This is a genomic window from Actinosynnema sp. NPDC023658, from assembly GCF_040639995.1.
GTDB lineage: Bacteria > Actinomycetota > Actinomycetes > Mycobacteriales > Pseudonocardiaceae > Actinosynnema.
On record NZ_JBFAAX010000062.1, the window covers coordinates 1 to 19,487 of the forward strand.

Sequence of the window (19,487 nt, forward strand, 5' to 3'; positions counted from 1 at the left end):
GGCCTGGGCAGGTCAAGCCTGAGACGGATGCGCGGTTGTCGGATCGGATCGCGATCGGGTTGTTGACCAGGTCGTTTCCGCCGGAGTTGGTGGATCGGGTGATCGTCGAGACCGGGCGGGAGGGGCAGCGTGACCGGTTGCTGCCGCCGCGGGCGGTGGTCTACTTCGTGCTGGCGATGTGCCTGTTCTCCGGTCAGGGCTATGAAGAGGTGGCCCGGTTGTTGACCGAGGGCCTGTCGTGGGCGGCGCGGTGGTCCAAGCCGTGGCGGGTGCCCACGACGGCGGCGATCTCAAGAGCCCGGGTCAAGCTGGGCCCGGCGCCGTTGAAGGCGTTGTTCGAGCAGGTCGCGAAGCCGTTGGCCGAGCCGACGACGCGGGGTTCTTGGTATCGGACCTGGCGGGTGCTGGCGGTCGACGGCACGACCTTCGACGCGCCGGACACTCCGGAGAACGTGGAGCGGTTCGGCCGGCCGGGTAGTGGTCGGGCGGCGGCGCGGGGTGATCGGGCGGCGTTTCCGCAGGTGCGGGTGGTGGCGGTAGCCGAGTGCGGCACTCACGCGATCACCGCGGCCACGCTGGGTCCGATCACGGTGGCGGAGGCCACGCTGGCCCGGGACCTGTTTTCAGGCCTGGGCCGGGGCGAGTTGTTGATCGCCGACCGGGGGTTCGCCGGGCTGCCGTTGTGGCGGGCCGCGTCGGCGAACGGGGCGGACCTGTTGTGGCGGGTGCGGTCCAACATCGTGCTGCCCGTGCGCGAGGAGCTGCCCGACGGGTCGTACCTGTCGGAGATCGTGGCGACCGAGGACCACTACCGGCGCGCCGAACCGGTGACGGTGCGGGTGGTCGAGTACACACTGGACGATCCCGCCCGCCCCGACCACGACGCGCCCTACCGGTTGATCACCACGATCCTGGACCACCGCAGGGCCCCGGCGAAGGAGTTGGCGGCGTTGTACTGCCAACGCTGGGAGATCGAGACCGCGCTGGACGAACTCAAGACCCACCAACGCGGCCCCGGGCAGGTGCTGCGCTCCCGCTCGCCCGACGGCGTCGAGCAGGAGGTCTGGGCACATCTATTGGTGCACCACGCGATCCGGTCGCTGATGCACACCGCCGCCACCGACGCCGGCCTGGACCCCGACCGGCTCTCGTTCATCCGCACCCTGCGCCTGGCCCGCCGCCAGACCACCGCCCAGGCCGCCTTTTCCCCCTGAACGATTAGCCCGCGCCCTGCTCGACGGGGTCCGCGAGATCCTCGCCCGACTCCTGCCCCGGCGGCGACGGCGCAGCAACCCCCGCGTGGTCAAACGCAAGATGTCCAACTACAAACTCAAACGCACCCAGCACCGGACCTGGCCACAACCCACCCGCGACCCCGCCGAGACAGTCCGGATCGCACCGCACTACCGCACCGCCTCCGCCAACAAGCAGCGCAAACCACTCTAAGTCACTGGTATTGTGCCTAGGCGGTGTTCCGGCGACATGTCCCATCCTGGGCCGGATCGTATGGGCGGGCCGGGTCACGCTGACGAGCCGTTGAACTGCGGGGATCGTGACGTCGTGGGCGGTCTCGAGCAGTTCCGTGGTCGATCAAAGGCTGATTTTGGTCGCTTGCTCGCGACTGAAGGCGACGAGGGTCGAAATGGTTTGTCGGCTTTTCGTTGGGCGTGACCGCACTTGAGCTGGCAGGTGGATCGTCGCTGGCTCTCGGGGGAGCTGGAGGAGCAGGAGGAGCGGCTCGCCTCAGGCCACTGTCAAGTGACCGAGTCTGACCCGCTTTGACGGACATCCGAGATCAAGGGACGCGTGCCCTCGGAAGGATGCCCCATCAGAGAGTCGGTGGGCAGGAAGAAGCGGCGGCCTTGCCTACCGTTTCCCCGGAGTTCAAGGCCGAGATCGTCGAATTGTGCCGGCGGGGTGACCGGTGGGCCGGTCAGGTTGCGGATCCCGCCGCGCGGGCCGGGTCGTCCAAGGCACACGGTAACGCAGGTGGACGTCGAGTCTTGGGAGGTCTACGTGGGCAGGTCCTCCGCAGCCGGGTCGCCCGACTGCGCTGAACTGGTGAAGTCGTAGGTGGCGACTCCTGCCCACATGCAACCTCAGCCACACGCGAGCACGCACGGAACCTCGCAGTGCTAAGGATGATCACCGGTTGATCGTCAACGTGTAGGAGGTTCGACCCGTTCTTGAACGAGCCAGTTACCGGACCGACGGACGTGGACCGCGCAGCTCGTCGAAGTTGTCGGACCCGCTGGTTAGCATGCCTACTCCAGGCAAGTCCATCTCTGCCGGAATGAGGTGCGGGATGTTCATCTCCACCGTCTACGTCCGCTTCTTCCGCTCGTTCAACTTCGACTACCTGCGCAAGGCCCACCAGCAGTTCGTCCCCGACCTGTGGGACGAGCTCGAGGGAGACGGCCGGCAGTACCCCTTCGTCAAGGTGCCGCTCGAGAGCGACGTGACGACCGTGGTTGGTGCGAACGAGTCGGGCAAGAGCCAGCTGCTGTCGGCCATCAAACACGCCCTCGGCGGCACGGGCATCGAGCGCGGTGACTTCTGCCGCTACTCGCAGTTCTTCGCGGTGGACAGGTCGATGGCCTTTCCCGACTTCGGTTTGGAGTTCAACGGCCTCGACGTCGCCGACCTGGAGGCCGTGGGGAAGGCGTGCGGGCTGAGAACCGCGCCTGAGTTCGACCGTTTCACCATGTTCCGCATCGGTAACTCCGCACCCATCGTGTACCTGCGTACGGACGACGGCTGGGAGAAGCACAAGGTCAAGAACATCCGGCCTCTGGACACCGTGCTCCCCGAGTGGTTCGAGATCGACGCGGAGGTCGCCCTACCCGAGAGCGTGCCGATCAGGTACCTGGCCGAGGGCGTCAAGTCGTGGCGGACCGGCCCGCGGAAGCAGCGTCAGTCCTTCTTCTCGGAGTTCCTGGACCATGCCTCGGACTGGTTCAGCTCACCGGAGTCGTTCAACGCCGCGGCCCCGCAGGTCCTGAAGGCGTATGCCGTGGCCGAGCAGGAGGCGAAGGGCTACGACAAGCAACTCGCCTTGGCGGACGACCTGCTGCTCAAGGTGGCCGGGATCGACCGCACGGCGTTCGACGAGCTGCTCAAAGCTGTTGACGCCGCGAAGGACGGCTACGCCAACGGGATCGTCGAGCAGATGAACAGGGCACTGGCCGCATCGTTGAACTTCCCCAAGTGGTGGTCACAGGACCACCAGTTCCAACTGCGCCTGACCTTGCGCGACCAGGACCTCGTGTTCACCATCCGCGACCGCACCGGCACCGAGTACTCCGCCGACGAGCGCAGCGGAGGGCTGAAGTACTTCCTCAGCTACTTCGTCCAGTACCTCGCCCACGAACCCCCGCAGTCCAGCGCCCCCGAAATCCTGCTGATGGACGAACCCGACGCCTACCTGTCGAGCACCGGCCAGCAGGACCTGCTCCGAATCTTCGAGGACTTCGCCCATCCCCAGGACCCCGACCGCCGAGCCTGCCAGGTCGTCTACGTGACCCACTCGCCGTTCCTGATCGACAAGAACCACGGAGAGCGAATCAGGGTCCTGGAGAAGGGCGAAGGCGACGAAGGCACACGGGTGGTCAAGAACGCCGCACGCAACCACTACGAACCACTACGATCCGCCTTCGGCAGCTTCGTCGCCGAGACGACCTTCATCAGCAACTGCAACCTGATGGTCGAAGGCAACTCCGACCAGGTCATGATCGCCGGGATGTCCGCGCGCCTGCGCCAGCAGAAGATCAGCGGTCTGGACAACCTCGACCTCAACACCATCACCCTCGTGCCCGCGGGTTCGGCCCCGCACATCCCGTACCTGGTCTACCTGGCGCGCGGCCGGGACGTGGATCGTCCCGCCGTGATCGTCCTGCTCGACAGCGACAAGTCCGGCGACGACGCGTTCAAAGGCCTCCGACGGGGGCCGAGGAACAAGCCGCTGATCGATCCGAAGTACGTCCTGCGCCTGGGCGACCTCCCGAACGACAGGATCTCCAGCACACCGCCCACCGGGGTCGTCGCCATCGAGGACCTGATCCCACTAGAGATCGGGATCGCTGCGGTGAAGCACTACGCCGACCACTTCCTGCACCCCGACGAAGCGGCCCAGTTGCAGGCGCTGGACGCCGCCGACGTGTCGTTCGCCGGCCGCAGCGGAACCCACGAAGCGCTCGAATCGGCTGCCGCGGGCAAGCTGAAAGGCTTCCACCTCGACAAAGTCGGCTTCGCCCGCAGCGTCCTGGAAGTCGTCCGCGACGACGAACGACTCGCCGCTGCGGCGAAGGCGTTGGACGCCAACTTCCGGACGCTCTTCAACGAGCTGGGCCGCCGCCAGCGCGACTCGATGCGGGAGATCACGCTGGAGAAGACCGGATCCAAGATCAAGCGGCTGAAGCGCTCGTTCCTTCTCGACCACCCAATCACCTGCACCCGTGAGGACGCGGCCCTCCTCCTCGAAGAGATCGAGGCCGGGCTGGACAACTCGATCGACTCGGAAGACTTCAAGGCCAAGATCCGCACTGTGCGACGCGACTTCGCGTTGAACGATGACCTGGGCGAACCTGTGAAGGACTTCGCAGCCTTCCGTGATGCACTGGAAAATCTCGTCTATCACGAGGTCAACGAGGTGCAGGAGAACTTGTGAAACATTCGACCAGCGGCGGTCGGCACGATGTCAGCTGATCAACCGGTTGAGGGCTCGCCCGCGACGTTCCCGGTTGGACGGGCAAGAGACTTGACGGCCGGAGTATGGGTCGTCGGAGGGAAGGGGAGTGCGTGTGCGTGCCGTCGATTGGTTGAGGCGGATCTGGCCGGTGGCGGTCGTGCTCGGGGCCTTGGCTTGCGTCGGGCTGCTCGCGGTGTGGGTCATTCCCGGTTGGGATGAGAAGACGCGTGGTCTGGTCGAGGCGTTGAGCTGGCTGGCCGCGATTCTGGTGGCTGTTGCTGGCGCGCTGTTGTGGGCTTGGAGGCGGACGCGCAACCCACCGCAGGCGCCCGTGCCGGATGCTCGTCCCGCCGATACGGGGCAGCCGGGCCCGGTCTCCAACTCGATCTCCGGCAGGGTCACAGGATCGGCCGTGCAGGCCGGTTCAATTACCGGCGGCGTGCATTTCTCCATCCCGTCCGGAGACAGCACCTCACCGGGCCCGGCGTTCGAGCTGCGTCACCGTCAGGGGTTCCGGTATCTGCTGGTCAACATCGGCTCTGCCACGGCTACAGAGGTCGTGATGGACCTCGGTGACCATGGCGAGGGTTTGACCCGCGACGTCCCACGCGGGATCACGCTGACCCCCGGCAGGGCTCATACTGTGTTGCTTGGCGGCTCCGCGCAGGCTCCACCACCTGCTCAGGTATGGGTCTCATGCGCGGAACTGGCCGAACCGGTGTCGCTGGTCGTGCCGCCCTACCGGTAACTGATCACGAGCGCTGCGCCGTCGCCCTGCGCTGCCCGCCGTGATCGACCGGCCTAGGCTTTGTGCTGATCGAAACAGTATCTATGCAGGTCAGGTGGTGTAACGGTACTGATTGAGGATGCTGCTCAACCGATGCCTTCGGTCGGCATCGTGTCGGAGCTATTTGCTATTGATCGGAGTTTGCGATGGCAAGCGGTGTTGTGGCGCTGTTCGAGCGGCCGGACCGTGCGTGACGTGGTGACGACGTGGCTTCCAGTGAACAGCCTTTCGCGCAGGAGGATCGATCAATGCTGGAGAGGTTGTGGCGCTGGTTCTCTCGGCGCGAGGACATTCGGTCGGAGGACGTTGCTACGCCTGGCACGGTCAACAACATGTCCGGACGTGCTCAGACGGTGGTCCAAGCAGGCACCATCGCAAATCTGACGGTCGGCCAGGACGATACGTCGTTGCTGCGAGAGATCACCGAGGTGAACCTGTCGACGTTGTCCGGCCACGCAGGACTCCCTCATTCGCACGATGGCGTCCGGGTTCGTCGCGCCGAACTGGATGTACTGCTCGCTGTCGCTGACGACTTCGTCATCACCGGAGAGCCTGGCTGCGGCAAGTCGGGGCTACTGGCGGTGATCGCCGAACACTTGGTGGCGAACGCCGAGACGGTCGTCGTACTGTCGGTTGACACCCTCGGCTCACGCCTCGGCGCCGCCCGCAGTGACATGCCGCTGAGCCGGCCCTTGAACGTGGTGCTGAAGGAGTGGGACGGCGAAGGACGCGCGACTCTGCTGCTCGACGGGCTCGACGCCGCTCGCGGAGAACCGCTGACATGGCTCGCCGATGTCGTACGCGATTTGCAAGGGTCTAGGTGGCGGACCATCGCGACGATGCGCAGCTTCGACCTGCGCCGGAGTCGGACCTGGGGCACGGTCTTCTCCGGTGCACCGGTGTCCGAGGACGTGGATCACCGTGACGGTGAACTGCTCAAGGTCCGACACTTCCGCCTAGGCAACCTCTCGGAGACCGAACTCGCCTGGTTGACCGCAGTCCGCCCCGCCATCGGCGCCTTGGTCGCCGGAGCAGGTGGCCCTTTGCTCAAGTTGATCCGTAATCCGTTCAACCTGCGGCTCGCCTGCGAGTTGCTGGACGAGGGAGTGGAACAAGCCACTCTGGTCAACGCCCGCGACCAACTCGATCTGCTGCAACGCTACTGGCAGGCCAGGGTCGACCACCGCCCCGACAGTGAGGCGCGCAAGCGCGTGTTGGACCGCGTCAGCCGCGCCATGCTCGATCGACGAACGCTGCGTGCCGGGATGGGCGTTGTACCCGACAGCCTGCTCGACGCCTGCGCCGCGCTCGTGCACGACGGAGTCCTCGACGAACTTCCCACACGCATGAAGGCGAGTGGGGACACCCAACTCGTGTACTCCCACCACATCCTGTTCGACTTCGCGATCGCGGCGCTGGTGCTGACCGCAGCTGATCGGTCAAACCTGATCGACGTGCTCGACGGCGACCCGAACCTGGTGTTCGTCATTCGTCCCAGCATCGACCTGCACCTGGCCGACCTCTGGCACGCGGATGACACCCGCGCGACGTTCGCCGACATCACTCGTGCACTGGCCCGTGGAGACCACAGCCTGGCAGGGATCGTCGCCGCGCGAGTCGTTGTGGCCGAAGCACGGGACGACGGAGATGTCCTGTGGATTGCAGGTGAGGGAAACCAGGATCCCACCTTCGAGATCGTCGCTGGGTGGGTGGCAGGTGTCATGGATGCCGCCGACGACCGGTTGCGCACCTGGGTCCGCGCGAACAGTCGGCCGTGGGCACTCCTTGCCGCGAGGATGACCGACAGGCTGGAGCGTTCTTTCCAACCGGTCGTGGTGGAGCAGGTCTACCGGCTATTGGTGCAGTTGGACAAGATCGGCACCACTGCCTCCGACGGGATTGCACCGGTGTGGGCGGACTGCGTCGCACGCCTGACGTCCCTGGCCTTAGACGAACCGGTCGAGCGTGAACGGTTGGCCGAGGAGATGTCGCGCTTCCTGCCTCGTGCTGTCGCGATCGCGCCTGAACACGTGGGTGTCCTGCGCCGGACCTTGGACCCGGGCTTGATGGTGCTGTGGCACTCCCGCTACCTCTTCAGGTATGTGGACGGCATCGAGGCCATCGCCACGGCCGACACCGAACTGGCTGCCGACCTGCTCCTCGAGGTCATGTCGTTCGAGGAAGACCGAGGCGACGTCACACCGATGATCTCGGGCGTGTTGTCCATGACCAGCACCCGTCGCCAAGACTTCGAAGGCGTCAAGCACCTCATCGGCACGCGTATGCCCACGTTCATCGCTAAGGCCGGCCCTCTCGCTGCGGTACCGGTGTTGATCGCCTCGTTGCGTCAACGCGACACGAGGCTCCCGGACGGGTTGCCCGGATATCCGCTACACGTCCGTGGTGCGCAGGGTCAGGTGGATCTGTACGCACCCGATCTCCGGTTTGGACCAGGGCACGGTGTCGCTAGCACGATCCTCGCCGCGCTCGCCAAGCACCTGGAAACCAGCCAGGCCACCAACTGGGAGCCGCTCGTCGACAGGCTTGTCGCCGACCTCACCCATCCTGCTGCCTGGATGCACCTTCTACGCGGCGCCGCCAAATCTCCCGAAACGAGTGGCCGGGCATTCGTTCCAGTACTGCTGTCCGGTGGACTGCTCGTCCACCACCAGACCCGAGCGGCAGCCGCAAAATTAATCAGAGCCGTCCACCCAGTTCTCTCCGACGAGGACCGGGACGCGCTCGAAGCAGCCATCGTCCAAGCACCGCGCCTGTTCACGCACGACCACCTTGACGAACGAGCGGAGTACCTGCTGGATCAACTCACCGGTTGCCTGGACCTTGCGAAGATTCTCAACCCGGACCTCGTCGCCCGAGCTCAGCGCCTCGCACACCAGCTCGACCACGTCGACATTCCCGAACCCGTCGAGATGGAACTTGGATCCGTGCCGACCACGCTACGCGACGATCTCGGCCCGGCCGCCGACGACCGCTTGACGGCTGACGAACGCGCCATCGTCGATGAACTAATGTCAGCAATCCAGTCGACGACCGGCGACGGCACACCGGAACAACTGAAAGCACTAGAAAAAGCACTCCGTCAAGCCCTGTCGGTAAACTTGGCACTCAATCACCCTGAGTTGGCCAAGCACGTTGTTCGAGGAGTCGACAACCTGGCTCGACAATCACGCATAGACCCTGATTCCGACATCGCGAAGCTTGCGTTGCCACTCCTGCTCAGCACGATCCGCCTTACCGAAGGGGACCGGAGAGGGGGCGCCTCATGATGTCTTGGGAAGCGACCCCCCGACGATCGGCGGTCTCCGCCGTGTCCAACCTCTGGCGCGATCCGGCTTGGCGGGTCTCGCAGCACGCGGAGACGATCCGCGCCATCCTGCACGCATTGCTGCAGAATGACGATGAAATCGACAGGTGGCACGCCGCCAACGTGGCGAATCTTCTCCCGGTGGACCCGGAGACAGGCTTCGACTTTACCCGGCGGCATCTCCTTGTCGAGCACCACCCGCATGTCGCGACCGTCCTGCTCGAACAGCTCGCTACGCACCGCGACAGACAGCCCCAAGCGGTTGACGACGTACTCGCAGAACTCATCCAACGGTCACCGTGGTGCGACATCGCCGCGACAGCTGACGACGCGGACCTGCTAGATCCCGTCGGACACCTCACGGGGATCACGCTGTACCTGGCGCTGCGCCATCAAACCTCCGCCGCGTCGACCCTCGTGCGCACCTGGTTCAGCAACCCCCTCGATTCACCAGCAGCCGCCAGCGCCATCGGCGCAATCCGAGACTGGCTCGCCCTTCCAGACGAACGAGCCGCCGAGCGGAGCCGCGCCTTCGCCCTGCTGCAATCAGTCATCCACTCGCTGCCCAATCCGCACTCCCCAGATGTATCCGACACCCAGAAGCTCCGATCGGTTTATCGGATGGTCGAGGGGATCACCTCCGACCTCTACTTCGCGTCCGGCGCTCACTCAGTCGAAGAGGGTGAGTCAGTCGAACCGATTCCGGGCTTCGCGACGCAAGCGATCGAGCTGCTTAAACAATTGGTGAAGTTCAAACACCCCGCAATTGTGCACAATATTGTGCGGACCCTGGCGCATCTATCACCGGTCGATCCCTGTCGGACATTCCTTGTCGTATCGAGAGCGGTGAAGCCGGGAGATGCCTACACCTACGACGCTCTGGCTGCTACCGTGGTCATCGACTTGATAGAACGCTACTTCGCCGAGTTTCGACATGCGGTTCTTGCGGAACCGGATCTTCTGAGTGCGATCCGCTCCGTACTCCACGCTTTCGTTAAAGCGGGTTGGCCTGCCGCGGTGTCATTGACCTACCGCTTGAGCGAGCCATTTCGTTAAGCGTTGAAGTGATACCTCGCCACGGCTCGCGCGAGGACTATTCCGACCGGGCGGCGGAGACCGCTGGCCGTGAACGTGTGACATCAACAAACGTCGCAGGAGTGTCACGGATACGACAGTCAGGGATCACACGTACGCTCGGCCGATGATCGATCGCTCCAGTGCTGCGCCCGGCGAGGGCGGGGATGTCGGACGGGCATTCGTGCTGCCGGGCAAGAACCCGACGTTGGTGCCCACTCCGTCCCTGTCGGCGGACGAGTTCGAGGACTTCACGGAGCGCCTGTTGAGCGCCCACCGGTTCTGTGTTCCTCAGCTGCGGAAGGTCGTGCGGGTGGAGCGCTGGGGACGGCGCGGTGACAAGCAGGACGGCATCGATTTCGTAGGCACCTTCAGCGACGGTGCGACCGCCGCTTGGCAGTGCAAGCGCCACGACGAACTTACGGTCGCGAAGGTGCGTGCTGCGGTCGCCGCGTGCACGTTCGCCGCCGACGAGTACTACCTGGTGTTCTCCGGGGAAGCCTCCAGTGGTGTCCGTGCCGAGATCGTCAAGCACCCGCGCTGGCAGTTGGTGGACCAGCGTGGCTTGGGACGGCTGCTCGACGACCTTCCTCTGCACAAGCGACGAGAAGTCCTGGACGCGACTTGGGGCAAGCAGCAGCGCAAACTGCTGCTCAGGATGCCCGGCGAGGATGCCTTTGTCAGCCTTGAGGCTTTCGCCACGGACCGGAAGAACCCTGACACTCTGCTCAACGACCTGGTGCCTCGAGTCGGTCGGGATGCCGAGTTGGAGCGGCTCGCTGTCGCCTTGGACCGGAGCGTGGATCGACCGGTGGTGGTGTTGGTCAGCGGTCCAGGAGGGAGGGGCAAGAGCCGGCTGCTGGTCGAGGCGCTCACGCCCTCCCAGCAGGACAATCCCGACATCCCGGTGCTTCTCCTGTCGCAGGGAGCGGTCCTGGACGACACCACGCTGGAGGAACTGCCCTACAGCCCGGCGGTCATCGTGGTCGACGATGCTCACCAACATCGCGAGGGAATCGCCCGGCTGCTGACCTATGCCCGCCACGTTGCCGGGATCCAGCTCATTCTGGCCTCGCGCCCCAGCGGGATACCGGACATCCGCTCGCGGATCACAGCCTCTCGAATCTCCTCCGCGCAGGTCGCCCACGTCGAGGTGGGGGAGCTGACGAAGGCTGCGGCGAGGTCGCTGGTGGAGTCACTGACTGAAGGGCTTGGGTTGCCGTGGGGTCTGCGGGAGCACTTGGCCGCGCAGGCGGTCGACAGCCCGTACGTCGCGGTGGTGGCGGCGAACCTGATCCGCCGAGGTGAGCTGACCGCACCTCTTGCGGTCGACGCGGAGTTGCGTCAGCAGGTACTGAGCCGGTACCAGGAGTTGGCGCTCGACGGCATCGACGACAACCCGGCCCGTCGGCTGCTCGCCGTCTACGCCGCCCTGGGCTCGGTAGACGACAATGACGCCGATCTGCGGGCGCAGATCGCGGCTTTCTGCGGACTCGGCGTAGTCGCCTTGCTTCGGCTGGTCGAGCAGCTGCGGGATCGAGGTGTCCTGGTTGACCGACACGGGGGAACACGGGTCACACCGGACGTGCTGGCCGACGAGATCCTCGAACGCGAGGCGGCTGTGGGCCGGCACGACACCGGCTTCGTTCGAGAGCTGTGGCAGGTGTTCGGCCCGCGGAGCGGTGGTCGGCTCGTCACCGAACTCGCCGAGCTCGACTGGCGCCTTACCCGGCAGGACGGCCCTGCCGTATTCGTGACGGTCTGGGAAGCCGTCCTCGCCGAACTGCACGAAACCGACTTCCATGGTCTTTACGAAGCCGTCAATAGGTTCGGTGGACTGGCGGTCACGCAGCCCCGCTTGCTGATCGGGGCGCTGGAAAGCGTGCGAGCGCGCCTGGACGCGACCGAGAACGACCAACTTGACCGGCGGTCCGTCGAGCGGGTGCTCCACCTACTCGCCGAGCGGTACGGGCGGTGTGCGGCCAACGCGCCCGAACTGCTGGAAACCGCACTCGACGCCTTGTGGGAGCTACGACGTTCCGATCGACGGCCTGCCCACCGCCACCCCGAGCATCCCGAACGCGTCATCGCCGAACAACTCGTCAACCTCGGTCGGCTACCCGATGGATCCTTCCCGACCCGCATCCTCGACCGGGTGGAGACCTGGCTCGCCGCACCCGCGCGACCTCAAGACACGGCCATCCCGCTGTCCGTACTCAAGCCGATGCTGGCGAAAGACGGCCACCACACCGTTCAGGACAACCGGAACACCCTGCGCTTCGACCCGTTCCTGGTATCTCCGAACTGGGCCCGCCCCATCCGAGACCGAATCCGCGCCATCCTGCGCCACCAGGCATCGGGTGACGATCTGCGATGCGCTGGCGCCGCGGTCAACCTGCTCGAGCAGGCGTTGCGCGCCCCCCAGGGAGACTTCGGCTACTCGCCCACCGACGAGGAGGTGCTGGCCTGGGAGGACGATGACTTGGCCACTGTCGCGACGTTGGCCGGGGCAGCGCGAGCCACGGGAAGTCCCGTCATCCGGCGACTCATCCGACGCGCGGTGACCTGGCCTGCGGGACGCGCACTGTCGCTCCCGCTCCGCCACGCCGCTCTCGTCTTGGCTACCGAACTCGATGAACAGGACGACGACCTCGCCGAACTCGCGTTGGGACGGGGCTACTCCGCGGTCCTGTCGCGGCGCGGCGTTCCCGTGCCCACCCTCGACGAACTCCAAGCCGAGCGGGCAGCAGAAGACGCTGGCGAAGACGGCCTCCCCGAAGAACAACGACAAGCACGCTCCCAGCAGCGGATCCAGGAACGCATCGCGCTGAAGAGCGCCGAGCGCCAGGCTCTGGCCGACCGAGTCATCGGACGCCTTGTGACGAGCGGCGACCCGGCCTGGATCGTCGCCACCCTCGACGAGGCGCTCCGCCAGGCGAGAGCCGTCGAGGACCGCCACGCCACGGCACCGTTTCTGCTCAGGGAAATCGCGCGAGCCCGACCAGGACTGGCTGCCGACCTCACCCAAGCGGTCGTAGACCACACCTCTGGACCACTCGACGAGCAACTGCGGTGGCTGCTCATCGAGTGGGTAGAGGCGGACCAGGATGCGGCAGTCACCTGGCTCGACGGTCTGACCAACCTCCGTGTGGAGGTGCGCTTGGCGGTGGCCGATGCGTTCGTCGGAGCGTCGTGGGTCGGTCGTGGTGAACCGTTCGCCCACATTCATAGTCGCGGACTGGCCGACCCGGACCCAGCCGTCCGGGATCGCTTCCTGCTGGCGACCCACCCACTGCTGAAGGCCAACCCAGTCGAGACCACCGAGTTCCTGCTTGCCTCGGATGTCTCGTCGGACACCGCCACCGGTGTGCTCGAACACGCTTGCGGTTACGACGGCGCCACGTGGGGTTCCGGGTTCGACGAACCCGCTGCCGCAGCCGTCCTCCAGCTCATCAGCCGGACGGACTGGTCTGACTACACCGTGCAACAGATCGCCACTGCCATCGCTCGCGCACATCCCGTCCTCGTCTTGCGGCACCTCTCACTCCTGCATGACGAGGGGCGCCGCCTGCCCACCGAAATCGACGAGATGGCGGACGCTTTCGACCAGGCGGCTGCTGACCTCGTTCGTTGGTTGGTTGACACGATGGTGCACAGCCCCGACAAGGCCGTCGCTGTCACGCGCCTGGCCATGTCCGGAGGCGTGACGGCACGGCAGGCCGAGCACCTGCAGTCGGCCGTCGACACGCTAGACGGCGAAGAACTCCTTGCCATGGCCACAGCGCTCCGAACACACGCGACCTGGCCGCTGAACTGCCCGGAGCTGGCCCGCCGAATGACACACCGAGCGAGAACGACAGGGCACGGCCTGGTAGCCGCGGTTCGTGAACAAATCGCCGCTGCGATGCGCCCGAGTCACTGGAGCTACAGCAACGGTCGGTCATCGGAACTCGGCCGGGCCACGACAAACGCCGCTGAAGCCTTGGCCAGCGAAGAAGACGATGAATTGCGGGAAGACTTCCAACGAGCACTCGACTGGCTGGAAGAGGAGACAGTCAGGTTGATGCATCGACACGAAGAATGGATGAATGGTTGACCCGCGCACTGACCTCCGACTGTCGGATTTCTTCGACGAAGGCCCGCACGTGCCGCGCATCGCTGCCCTCGGAGCCGATGACGAATGCGAGGGCACGGTTGAGGACCCGATGCGCGGCGGGCTGGTCGCCGGACAGCCACAGCGCCCGGCCGAGCCCGGCCACGCACTCGGCCCGCGCGGTGGTGTCGGGAAGGTCTTCGTGCGCCTTGTCGGCGCGGGCGAAGTACTTGACGGCTGAGTCGTGCCGACCGACCTCGCTCATCAGAACGCCGAGATTAGCCAGCGTGCGTGCGACGCCAGCCTCGTGTTGGTGTAGCAGGTAGGTCTCCAGCGTCTCGTCGGCGCAGCCGATGACCTTGTGCATCCGGCCTTGGGCGTGGTAGGTCTCGGCCAGGTCGTGCAGGGACGCGGCGGTGGCGTCCGGGTCGTCGTCGCGTCGTCGGTGGATTGTGAGTTCCTGCATGCCGTGGATGGCGGCGCGGCGGAGGTGCCGTGTGCGCGCAAGATGCGAGCTGCGCGGCGGAGCGCCATCGCCAGCAGCAGGGATGTGGGCAGCACGGTCAGCAGGTGGGCTCCGACGTCGCTCGTCCGGCGGATCCAGTCCTGCTCGACATCGGGTGGGACGGCGGGCCAGATCTCGGCCAGCTGGGTGGCCGAGATCTCCGGTTCGTCCAGCACGGCGTGCAGGGTTGTGAGGATGCGGTCAGGGGCGAAGGGCGATCCGTCGTAGTGTTTTGCCAGTTCACGACGCAACTGCGAGGCGGCATGCCTGGGGACACTCACTCCGAGGTCCTGTCCGCGTTGGAGACCACCTCGAACAGGTCCTCGAAGGCCATCGGCTTCAGTGCGATCAGTGCGCTGGCGATGAACGCGGCCCCGGGCTTCTAAGTATTGCATATCAGCGGAGTTAGGCTGCTAATCACTGAAAAATGGAACTGTGGTCCTGGTGTCGATCGCTCTATTTATAACCCATGCAGGCGGGCGGCCTTTTGTCGACCGGTGCGATTTTTCTGAACTCGGTCTATGTGATGTCGAGGTCGACGGGCACGTTGTTGTCCTTGAGGTGCGCTGCGATGCGGTCGTGAGCAGACTCAGGTAATGCGATGGCGAGGAGTCGACGGGCTCGGGTCGCGGCAACGTACAGCACTCGCAGGCTCTCGGCGACGTGGTCTTCGTGTACACCGGAGATCCATGCGTCGATAACGGCCTCCGTGCGCTTGTCCTTCGGGGGCACGATGACGAGGACGGCGTCGGCTTCCGCGCCCTTCACCTGGTGGATCAGCGAGGTGCGGACTGGCTCGGACTTTCTCTTGGACGATGCTCCTCCCGCTTCACGTGCCGTCGCCAATTTGAGAGCTGGGCTTGCGCGAAGTGACCCACTGTTGTTTTGACGAACGATGTCCGGTTGTGGTGGATGGTGCTTGAGCAGTTTGTTGACCGCGGTGCACCAGTTCCCGAAGGTTCCATGGTCCAGGTCGGGTAGGGCGGCTGCGAACCTGGCTGCGGTAGATCGGAGTGTCTGGTTGTCGATGCCGAGTCGGTCGCACAGGTTCTTGGTGCTCTTGCCGTCGGTGTGGGCGTACCAGTAGTCCAGCAGGCACCGTTCAAGGACGTCGTAGGCGCTGTCGCGACGGCGTCGGCTTTGATGCGGGGCGGAGAGGATGGTGGCGGCCCAGGCGACGCGTGCTGCCGCGGCGTCGGGCGGATTGCCTGTCGGGCCGGCTTGTCGGGGGAGGTTGGCCGCGGAGTGGGCGAGGACGAGTCGGTTGTCGGTCGGGATGCCCATGGCGTCGGCGCGGTCGGTGAAGACGGCGAGGGCGTGGTCGAGCGTGCCGTTGCCCGTTTTCACCAGCACGATGCCGGCAGGCTCGTCGTGATGTCGGCCGATGGGATCGTCGGGTGGTCGTGCGAACCGTGTGGGCCGCAGTGTGGCCGCCAGGTTGCAGATGGCGCTGCTGCTGCGCCAGTTGCCCGTGAGGTCGACGCGAGAACCGAGGGTGATGCCGAATTCGCGTACCTTGTCCGGTCGCGCGCCCCGAAACTCGTAGATCGCTTGATCGGGGTCGCAGACGAACACCAGCGGAAGCCCGGCGTCACGGAGCTTGGCGAGGATCGCCAGGTCGAGGTGCGAGCAGTCCTGTGCCTCGTCGATGACCACTTCGGTGAACCTCGTGGACAGCGTGGCGATGGGGTGAACGTCGGGCTTGTTCATCGCATGCAGGGCGAGGATGCGAATCTCGTGGCCGGTGATGTATCCGAAGTCGATGTGCCTTTTGCGGGTCTTGAGCGCTGCCTTCTCTGCGGCGTCGAGCAGTCCTTTGCTGTTCAGCGCTCGGTAGAGGGCGAAGTTCTTGGAAGGTTGAAGCCGGGCCGTGCAGGCGGTCGCTGATTCGTCCCGGCTGAACTGGAAGTCGCTCAGCCGGGGCCGGTACTTGGGTCCACCGGGGATGTCGACTTTCGCGTTGATCCGGTCCCACGAGTCGAGCCGCTCCCAGACTTTTCCTCCAGGCAGGAAGGGGCGGACGAGGTAGCGCCATAGGAAGGTGTCGATGGTGCCGATGAAGTTGGGGAACGCGAGGAGGTCGTCACGCCTCGCTTCACGGCACCGTCGGACGACCTCGTCGCATGCCACGTTGGTGAACGAGACGACAGCACGTCCACACCTGCCGCGCATGGAGCCACCGGACAGGTGCCGTTCCACGATGACCTTGGTCTTGCCCGCTCCGGGACATGCCTGGACATACAGGGGAGCCGGCCGTTCGATGGCGTCCTTCTGCCGGAGCAGGGCCTGCTTTCGCCTTGCCTCGATGGTCGTCACGCGTGTGCCTCGGAGATCCAGGTGATCGTAGCCTTCAAGTACTCCGGCACGACGAATTCGGGACTCCTGGTGCTCAACTCGGCCACCGCCTGGGCGAAGTCGCCCTTGCGCAGCTTGTGCTGTGCGAACTCCCGCTGAAACGCCGTAATCCTCTCGGAGCTCGTCGCCAGAGCGTCGATCCGTTCCCAGTCGTCCTTGCCCGCGCGGGGACGCTGCCGCATGTAGGCGTCCCTGATCACCGCGTCGTTGGCGGAGCCGGCCCGCAGGAGTTCCGGTTCCAGGGTCGGATGTGCCACGAAGACCTGGAGCCTGTCCTCGGCCTCCAGCTCGACCGCGAGCTTGGTCAACGCGATGCGTCGATCGCCGGGTGCCGTGGGGTCGTCGTCGGTGATGACGGCGACCTGCTCGGCGACTCGGCCGCCTTCGTGAGCAGTGAGCAGCACCCGGATGTAGGGCTCGAAGTCGACACCGTCGATCGCGACGATCGTAGTGCCGACGAATCGTGCCCAGCTCGCTCGATCGTCATGGTCGGCCCGCTTGGGCTCCGAAGTGCCCAGGTTGCGGGCGGTCTCGAAGAGCGGCGTGGACGGAGGACGGCGCAGGACCTGGCGTGCGAAGGCGGGCACGAGCAGGGCTTCGGCCATGCCTTCGACCAGGACGACTCGCGGGCCGAACAACATGGCACTGCGGGTCGCGTCGAGGTAGCGCTTGAGCTTGCCCTCGCCACCGTTCAGCTCCAACGAAGCCAGCGGGATCGCCTTGGTCTCGTACAGGCTCTCGTTTCTGCTCGGAACCGAAAGCTCGGGTTGTGAGGGAGTCGATCGGTCGGCGATGAACGCGTGCTTGTCCCGAGGGAGAAGCGGATGGCGTTTGATCACCACCAGGTCCTCGATGTCGGCCGAGGCCGCGACGAGAGGGGAGTGCGTCGTCACGACCACCTGGATGCGTCCGGCGTATCCGAAGGTGTCGGTACGGGCGGTCGATGCCTCAGCGGCGTCACGCAGGTACTCCAGCAGCAGGGCTTGGAGTTGCGGGTGCAGGTGTGCCTCGGGCTCCTCCACGAGGAACACCGTCAGGTCGTGGTCCTGAGCCGCACGCAACTCCGCCACGACCGTGGCGATGAACAGCAGGTTCGCGTAACCCAAGCCCGAGTCAGCGATGTCCCTGGGGTCGAGGCCGTGATCGTTCATCCGGATACGCAGCGACCGCGCAATGGACAGCAGGTCTGGGTCGGCGAACGAGACATCGGAATCCTGGGGACTGGCACCCGCCGACACGTCGGCCAGCGGAGCCCTCACTGCCTGCTCGACGCCCTTCAGTACCTCGCCGGACACCGGATCCTTCCGGAGACTGGCCAGCTTGTCCTTGACGGTGTTGACGAAGTCTGTCTCGCTGACGTTGTGTTCGGCCAACAGGTAGCGCAGCACGATGCGCAACCGGCTGCCCGAACCGGAGTTCAGCTCTCGCTGGGCATCGCGCAGCGGTGGCAGGTAGACATGCCGCAATCGCTCGCGGGCCTCGGGTTCGGGGTCGCGATCGCTGGATGTCTCCTGGCCTGCGACCCACGTGGTCCGGCCTCGAGTCTCGGTTCCGACCGGAGGCGTGTACGTCACCTGATAGCGGACCGTGGACGAGTCGGAGAGGACTCCCTGGCTGTAGGTTCCCAGCTGCTCGGGTGACGTCATGACGTACCTGGCGGCCAACTCGGCGGCTGCGGCGTCGGGAATCCTGGAGACGTCGTCGACATCCCAGTACCGGTCCCTGCGGCCGTCGAGCGCGTCAGTCAGCAGACGGATCGCATCCAACAGATTCGACTTACCAGCGTTGTTCTCTCCGATCACGACGGTCAGACGTTCACGTAGCGGCACCGTCACGTTGCGGAGTGAGCGGAAGTTGCGAGCTTCCACTGCGGCAAGTCGCACATGGACTCCTGAGGTGCATTTGGTCAGCACCCGTCTCACGATCGAGTGCAACCAGTCCTATGGGATGTCTCGATCTTCGACGATCAGTCGCACTGCGTTACACGCAACCGGGGCCGTTCACTCGAACGTGTGACAAGTGAGTATCGCTCGGTCCGTCCGGTCGTGGCCGTTGCCCCGGTTCCTGTCTCGACCGTTTCCTCGTGTCGTGCGCCCGAGCTGCTCAAGCGACACTTGAGAGAGATATCGAGAAGCTTGAGCTTCCCCCGATAGCCCGGTGGCTTTCCATGCGTGGTCCGATAGGGCCTGAAGGGAGTCGTCCGTGGCACCACCGAAGAAGTACCCCGACGAGTTGAGGGCCCGCGCTGTCCGGTTGTACCGGGAGTCCGACCCCAAGCCGGTGATCCGGCGCCTGGCCGAGCAGCTGGGCGTGCACCCTGTGGGGTGCCAGAAGTCGGCCATATGGTCTGACCTGCGGTTAGGCGGCTGCGGGTTCGTACTCGTTGATCAGGCCGCCGAGGACTGGTCGGCGACGTATCGAGGTGTAGCCCGGCTCTGCAATCGGCCGGTCTGGTCGCGGTGGTACGAGTTGTAGGGCTTGGTGTGGTCGGCGGTGGTTGTAGTGGGAGACGTAGCGGTCGAGTACCGCTCGCAGGTGGTGTTCGTTGGTGATGAGCAGTCGGTCGGTGGCTTCGCGTCTGACGGTGCCGACGAACCGTTCGGCGTAGGCGTTGGCTTGCGGGCACCGTGGTGGGATCTTGACGACCTGGATGCCGGTGGC

10 protein-coding genes are annotated in these 19,487 nt (G+C 65.4%); 6 read left to right on the forward strand and 4 right to left on the reverse strand.

Annotated elements, in window-relative coordinates; translation table 11 throughout:
- Nucleotides 1-35 precede the first annotated feature (35 nt).
- The 6 genes from AB0G02_RS10780 (at nucleotide 36) to AB0G02_RS10805 (ending at nucleotide 13,969) form a co-directional block, all read left to right on the forward strand.
- The gene (locus AB0G02_RS10780) at nucleotides 36-1,214 is read left to right on the forward strand and encodes an IS4 family transposase (protein ID WP_360792421.1); all 1,179 of its coding nucleotides are present in this window, start codon (nucleotides 36-38) and stop codon (nucleotides 1,212-1,214) included.
- Between the two features lie 1,091 nt (nucleotides 1,215-2,305).
- On the forward strand, nucleotides 2,306-4,666 hold the full coding sequence (locus AB0G02_RS10785) for an AAA family ATPase (protein ID WP_360792399.1): 2,361 nt from the start codon (nucleotides 2,306-2,308) through the stop codon (nucleotides 4,664-4,666).
- Nucleotides 4,667-4,835: 169 nt separating this feature from the next.
- Complete coding sequence (locus AB0G02_RS10790; protein ID WP_360792401.1) at nucleotides 4,836-5,435, forward strand: hypothetical protein; 600 nt, start codon at nucleotides 4,836-4,838, stop codon at nucleotides 5,433-5,435.
- A gap of 287 nt (nucleotides 5,436-5,722) precedes the next feature.
- The gene (locus AB0G02_RS10795; RefSeq protein ID WP_360792403.1) at nucleotides 5,723-8,761 is read left to right on the forward strand and encodes a hypothetical protein; all 3,039 of its coding nucleotides are present in this window, start codon (nucleotides 5,723-5,725) and stop codon (nucleotides 8,759-8,761) included.
- A 41-nt stretch (nucleotides 8,762-8,802) separates the two neighbouring features.
- Nucleotides 8,803-9,855: a hypothetical protein gene (locus AB0G02_RS10800; protein WP_360792405.1), complete on the forward strand. Its 1,053-nt coding sequence runs from the start codon at nucleotides 8,803-8,805 to the stop codon at nucleotides 9,853-9,855.
- Nucleotides 9,856-10,000: 145 nt separating this feature from the next.
- Complete coding sequence (locus tag AB0G02_RS10805) at nucleotides 10,001-13,969, forward strand: ATP-binding protein (RefSeq protein WP_360792407.1); 3,969 nt, start codon at nucleotides 10,001-10,003, stop codon at nucleotides 13,967-13,969.
- On the opposite strand, the gene AB0G02_RS10810 is transcribed toward AB0G02_RS10805, so the two are convergent.
- From AB0G02_RS10810 to AB0G02_RS10825, 4 genes are all read right to left on the reverse strand, one after another.
- The gene (locus AB0G02_RS10810) at nucleotides 13,929-14,432 is read right to left on the reverse strand and encodes a tetratricopeptide repeat protein (protein ID WP_360792409.1); all 504 of its coding nucleotides are present in this window, start codon (nucleotides 14,430-14,432) and stop codon (nucleotides 13,929-13,931) included. The genes AB0G02_RS10805 and AB0G02_RS10810 overlap by 41 nt on opposite strands.
- Nucleotides 14,433-14,990: 558 nt before the next feature.
- A complete protein-coding gene (locus tag AB0G02_RS10815; RefSeq protein WP_360792411.1) occupies nucleotides 14,991-16,787 on the reverse strand; it encodes a UvrD-helicase domain-containing protein in 1,797 nt (598 codons plus the stop codon).
- Nucleotides 16,784-18,709: an AAA family ATPase gene (locus AB0G02_RS10820; RefSeq protein ID WP_360792413.1), complete on the reverse strand. Its 1,926-nt coding sequence runs from the start codon at nucleotides 18,707-18,709 to the stop codon at nucleotides 16,784-16,786. The genes AB0G02_RS10815 and AB0G02_RS10820 overlap by 4 nt, the downstream gene beginning before the upstream one ends.
- A gap of 475 nt (nucleotides 18,710-19,184) precedes the next feature.
- The coding region (locus AB0G02_RS10825) for a transposase (RefSeq protein ID WP_360792415.1) at nucleotides 19,185-19,487 on the reverse strand (303 nt) is incomplete at its 5' end.

What these genes read in the sequence shown, in the direction of transcription:
- AB0G02_RS10795 (WP_360792403.1), top strand. Translation starts at nt 5,723, where the DNA reads ATGCTGGAGAGGTTGTGGCGCTGGTTCTCTCGGCGCGAGGACATTCGG.
- AB0G02_RS10785 (WP_360792399.1), top strand. Translation starts at nt 2,306, where the DNA reads ATGTTCATCTCCACCGTCTACGTCCGCTTCTTCCGCTCGTTCAACTTC.
- AB0G02_RS10810 (WP_360792409.1), bottom strand. Translation starts at nt 14,432, where the DNA reads ATGCAGGAACTCACAATCCACCGACGACGCGACGACGACCCGGACGCC.
- AB0G02_RS10805 (WP_360792407.1), top strand. Translation starts at nt 10,001, where the DNA reads ATGATCGATCGCTCCAGTGCTGCGCCCGGCGAGGGCGGGGATGTCGGA.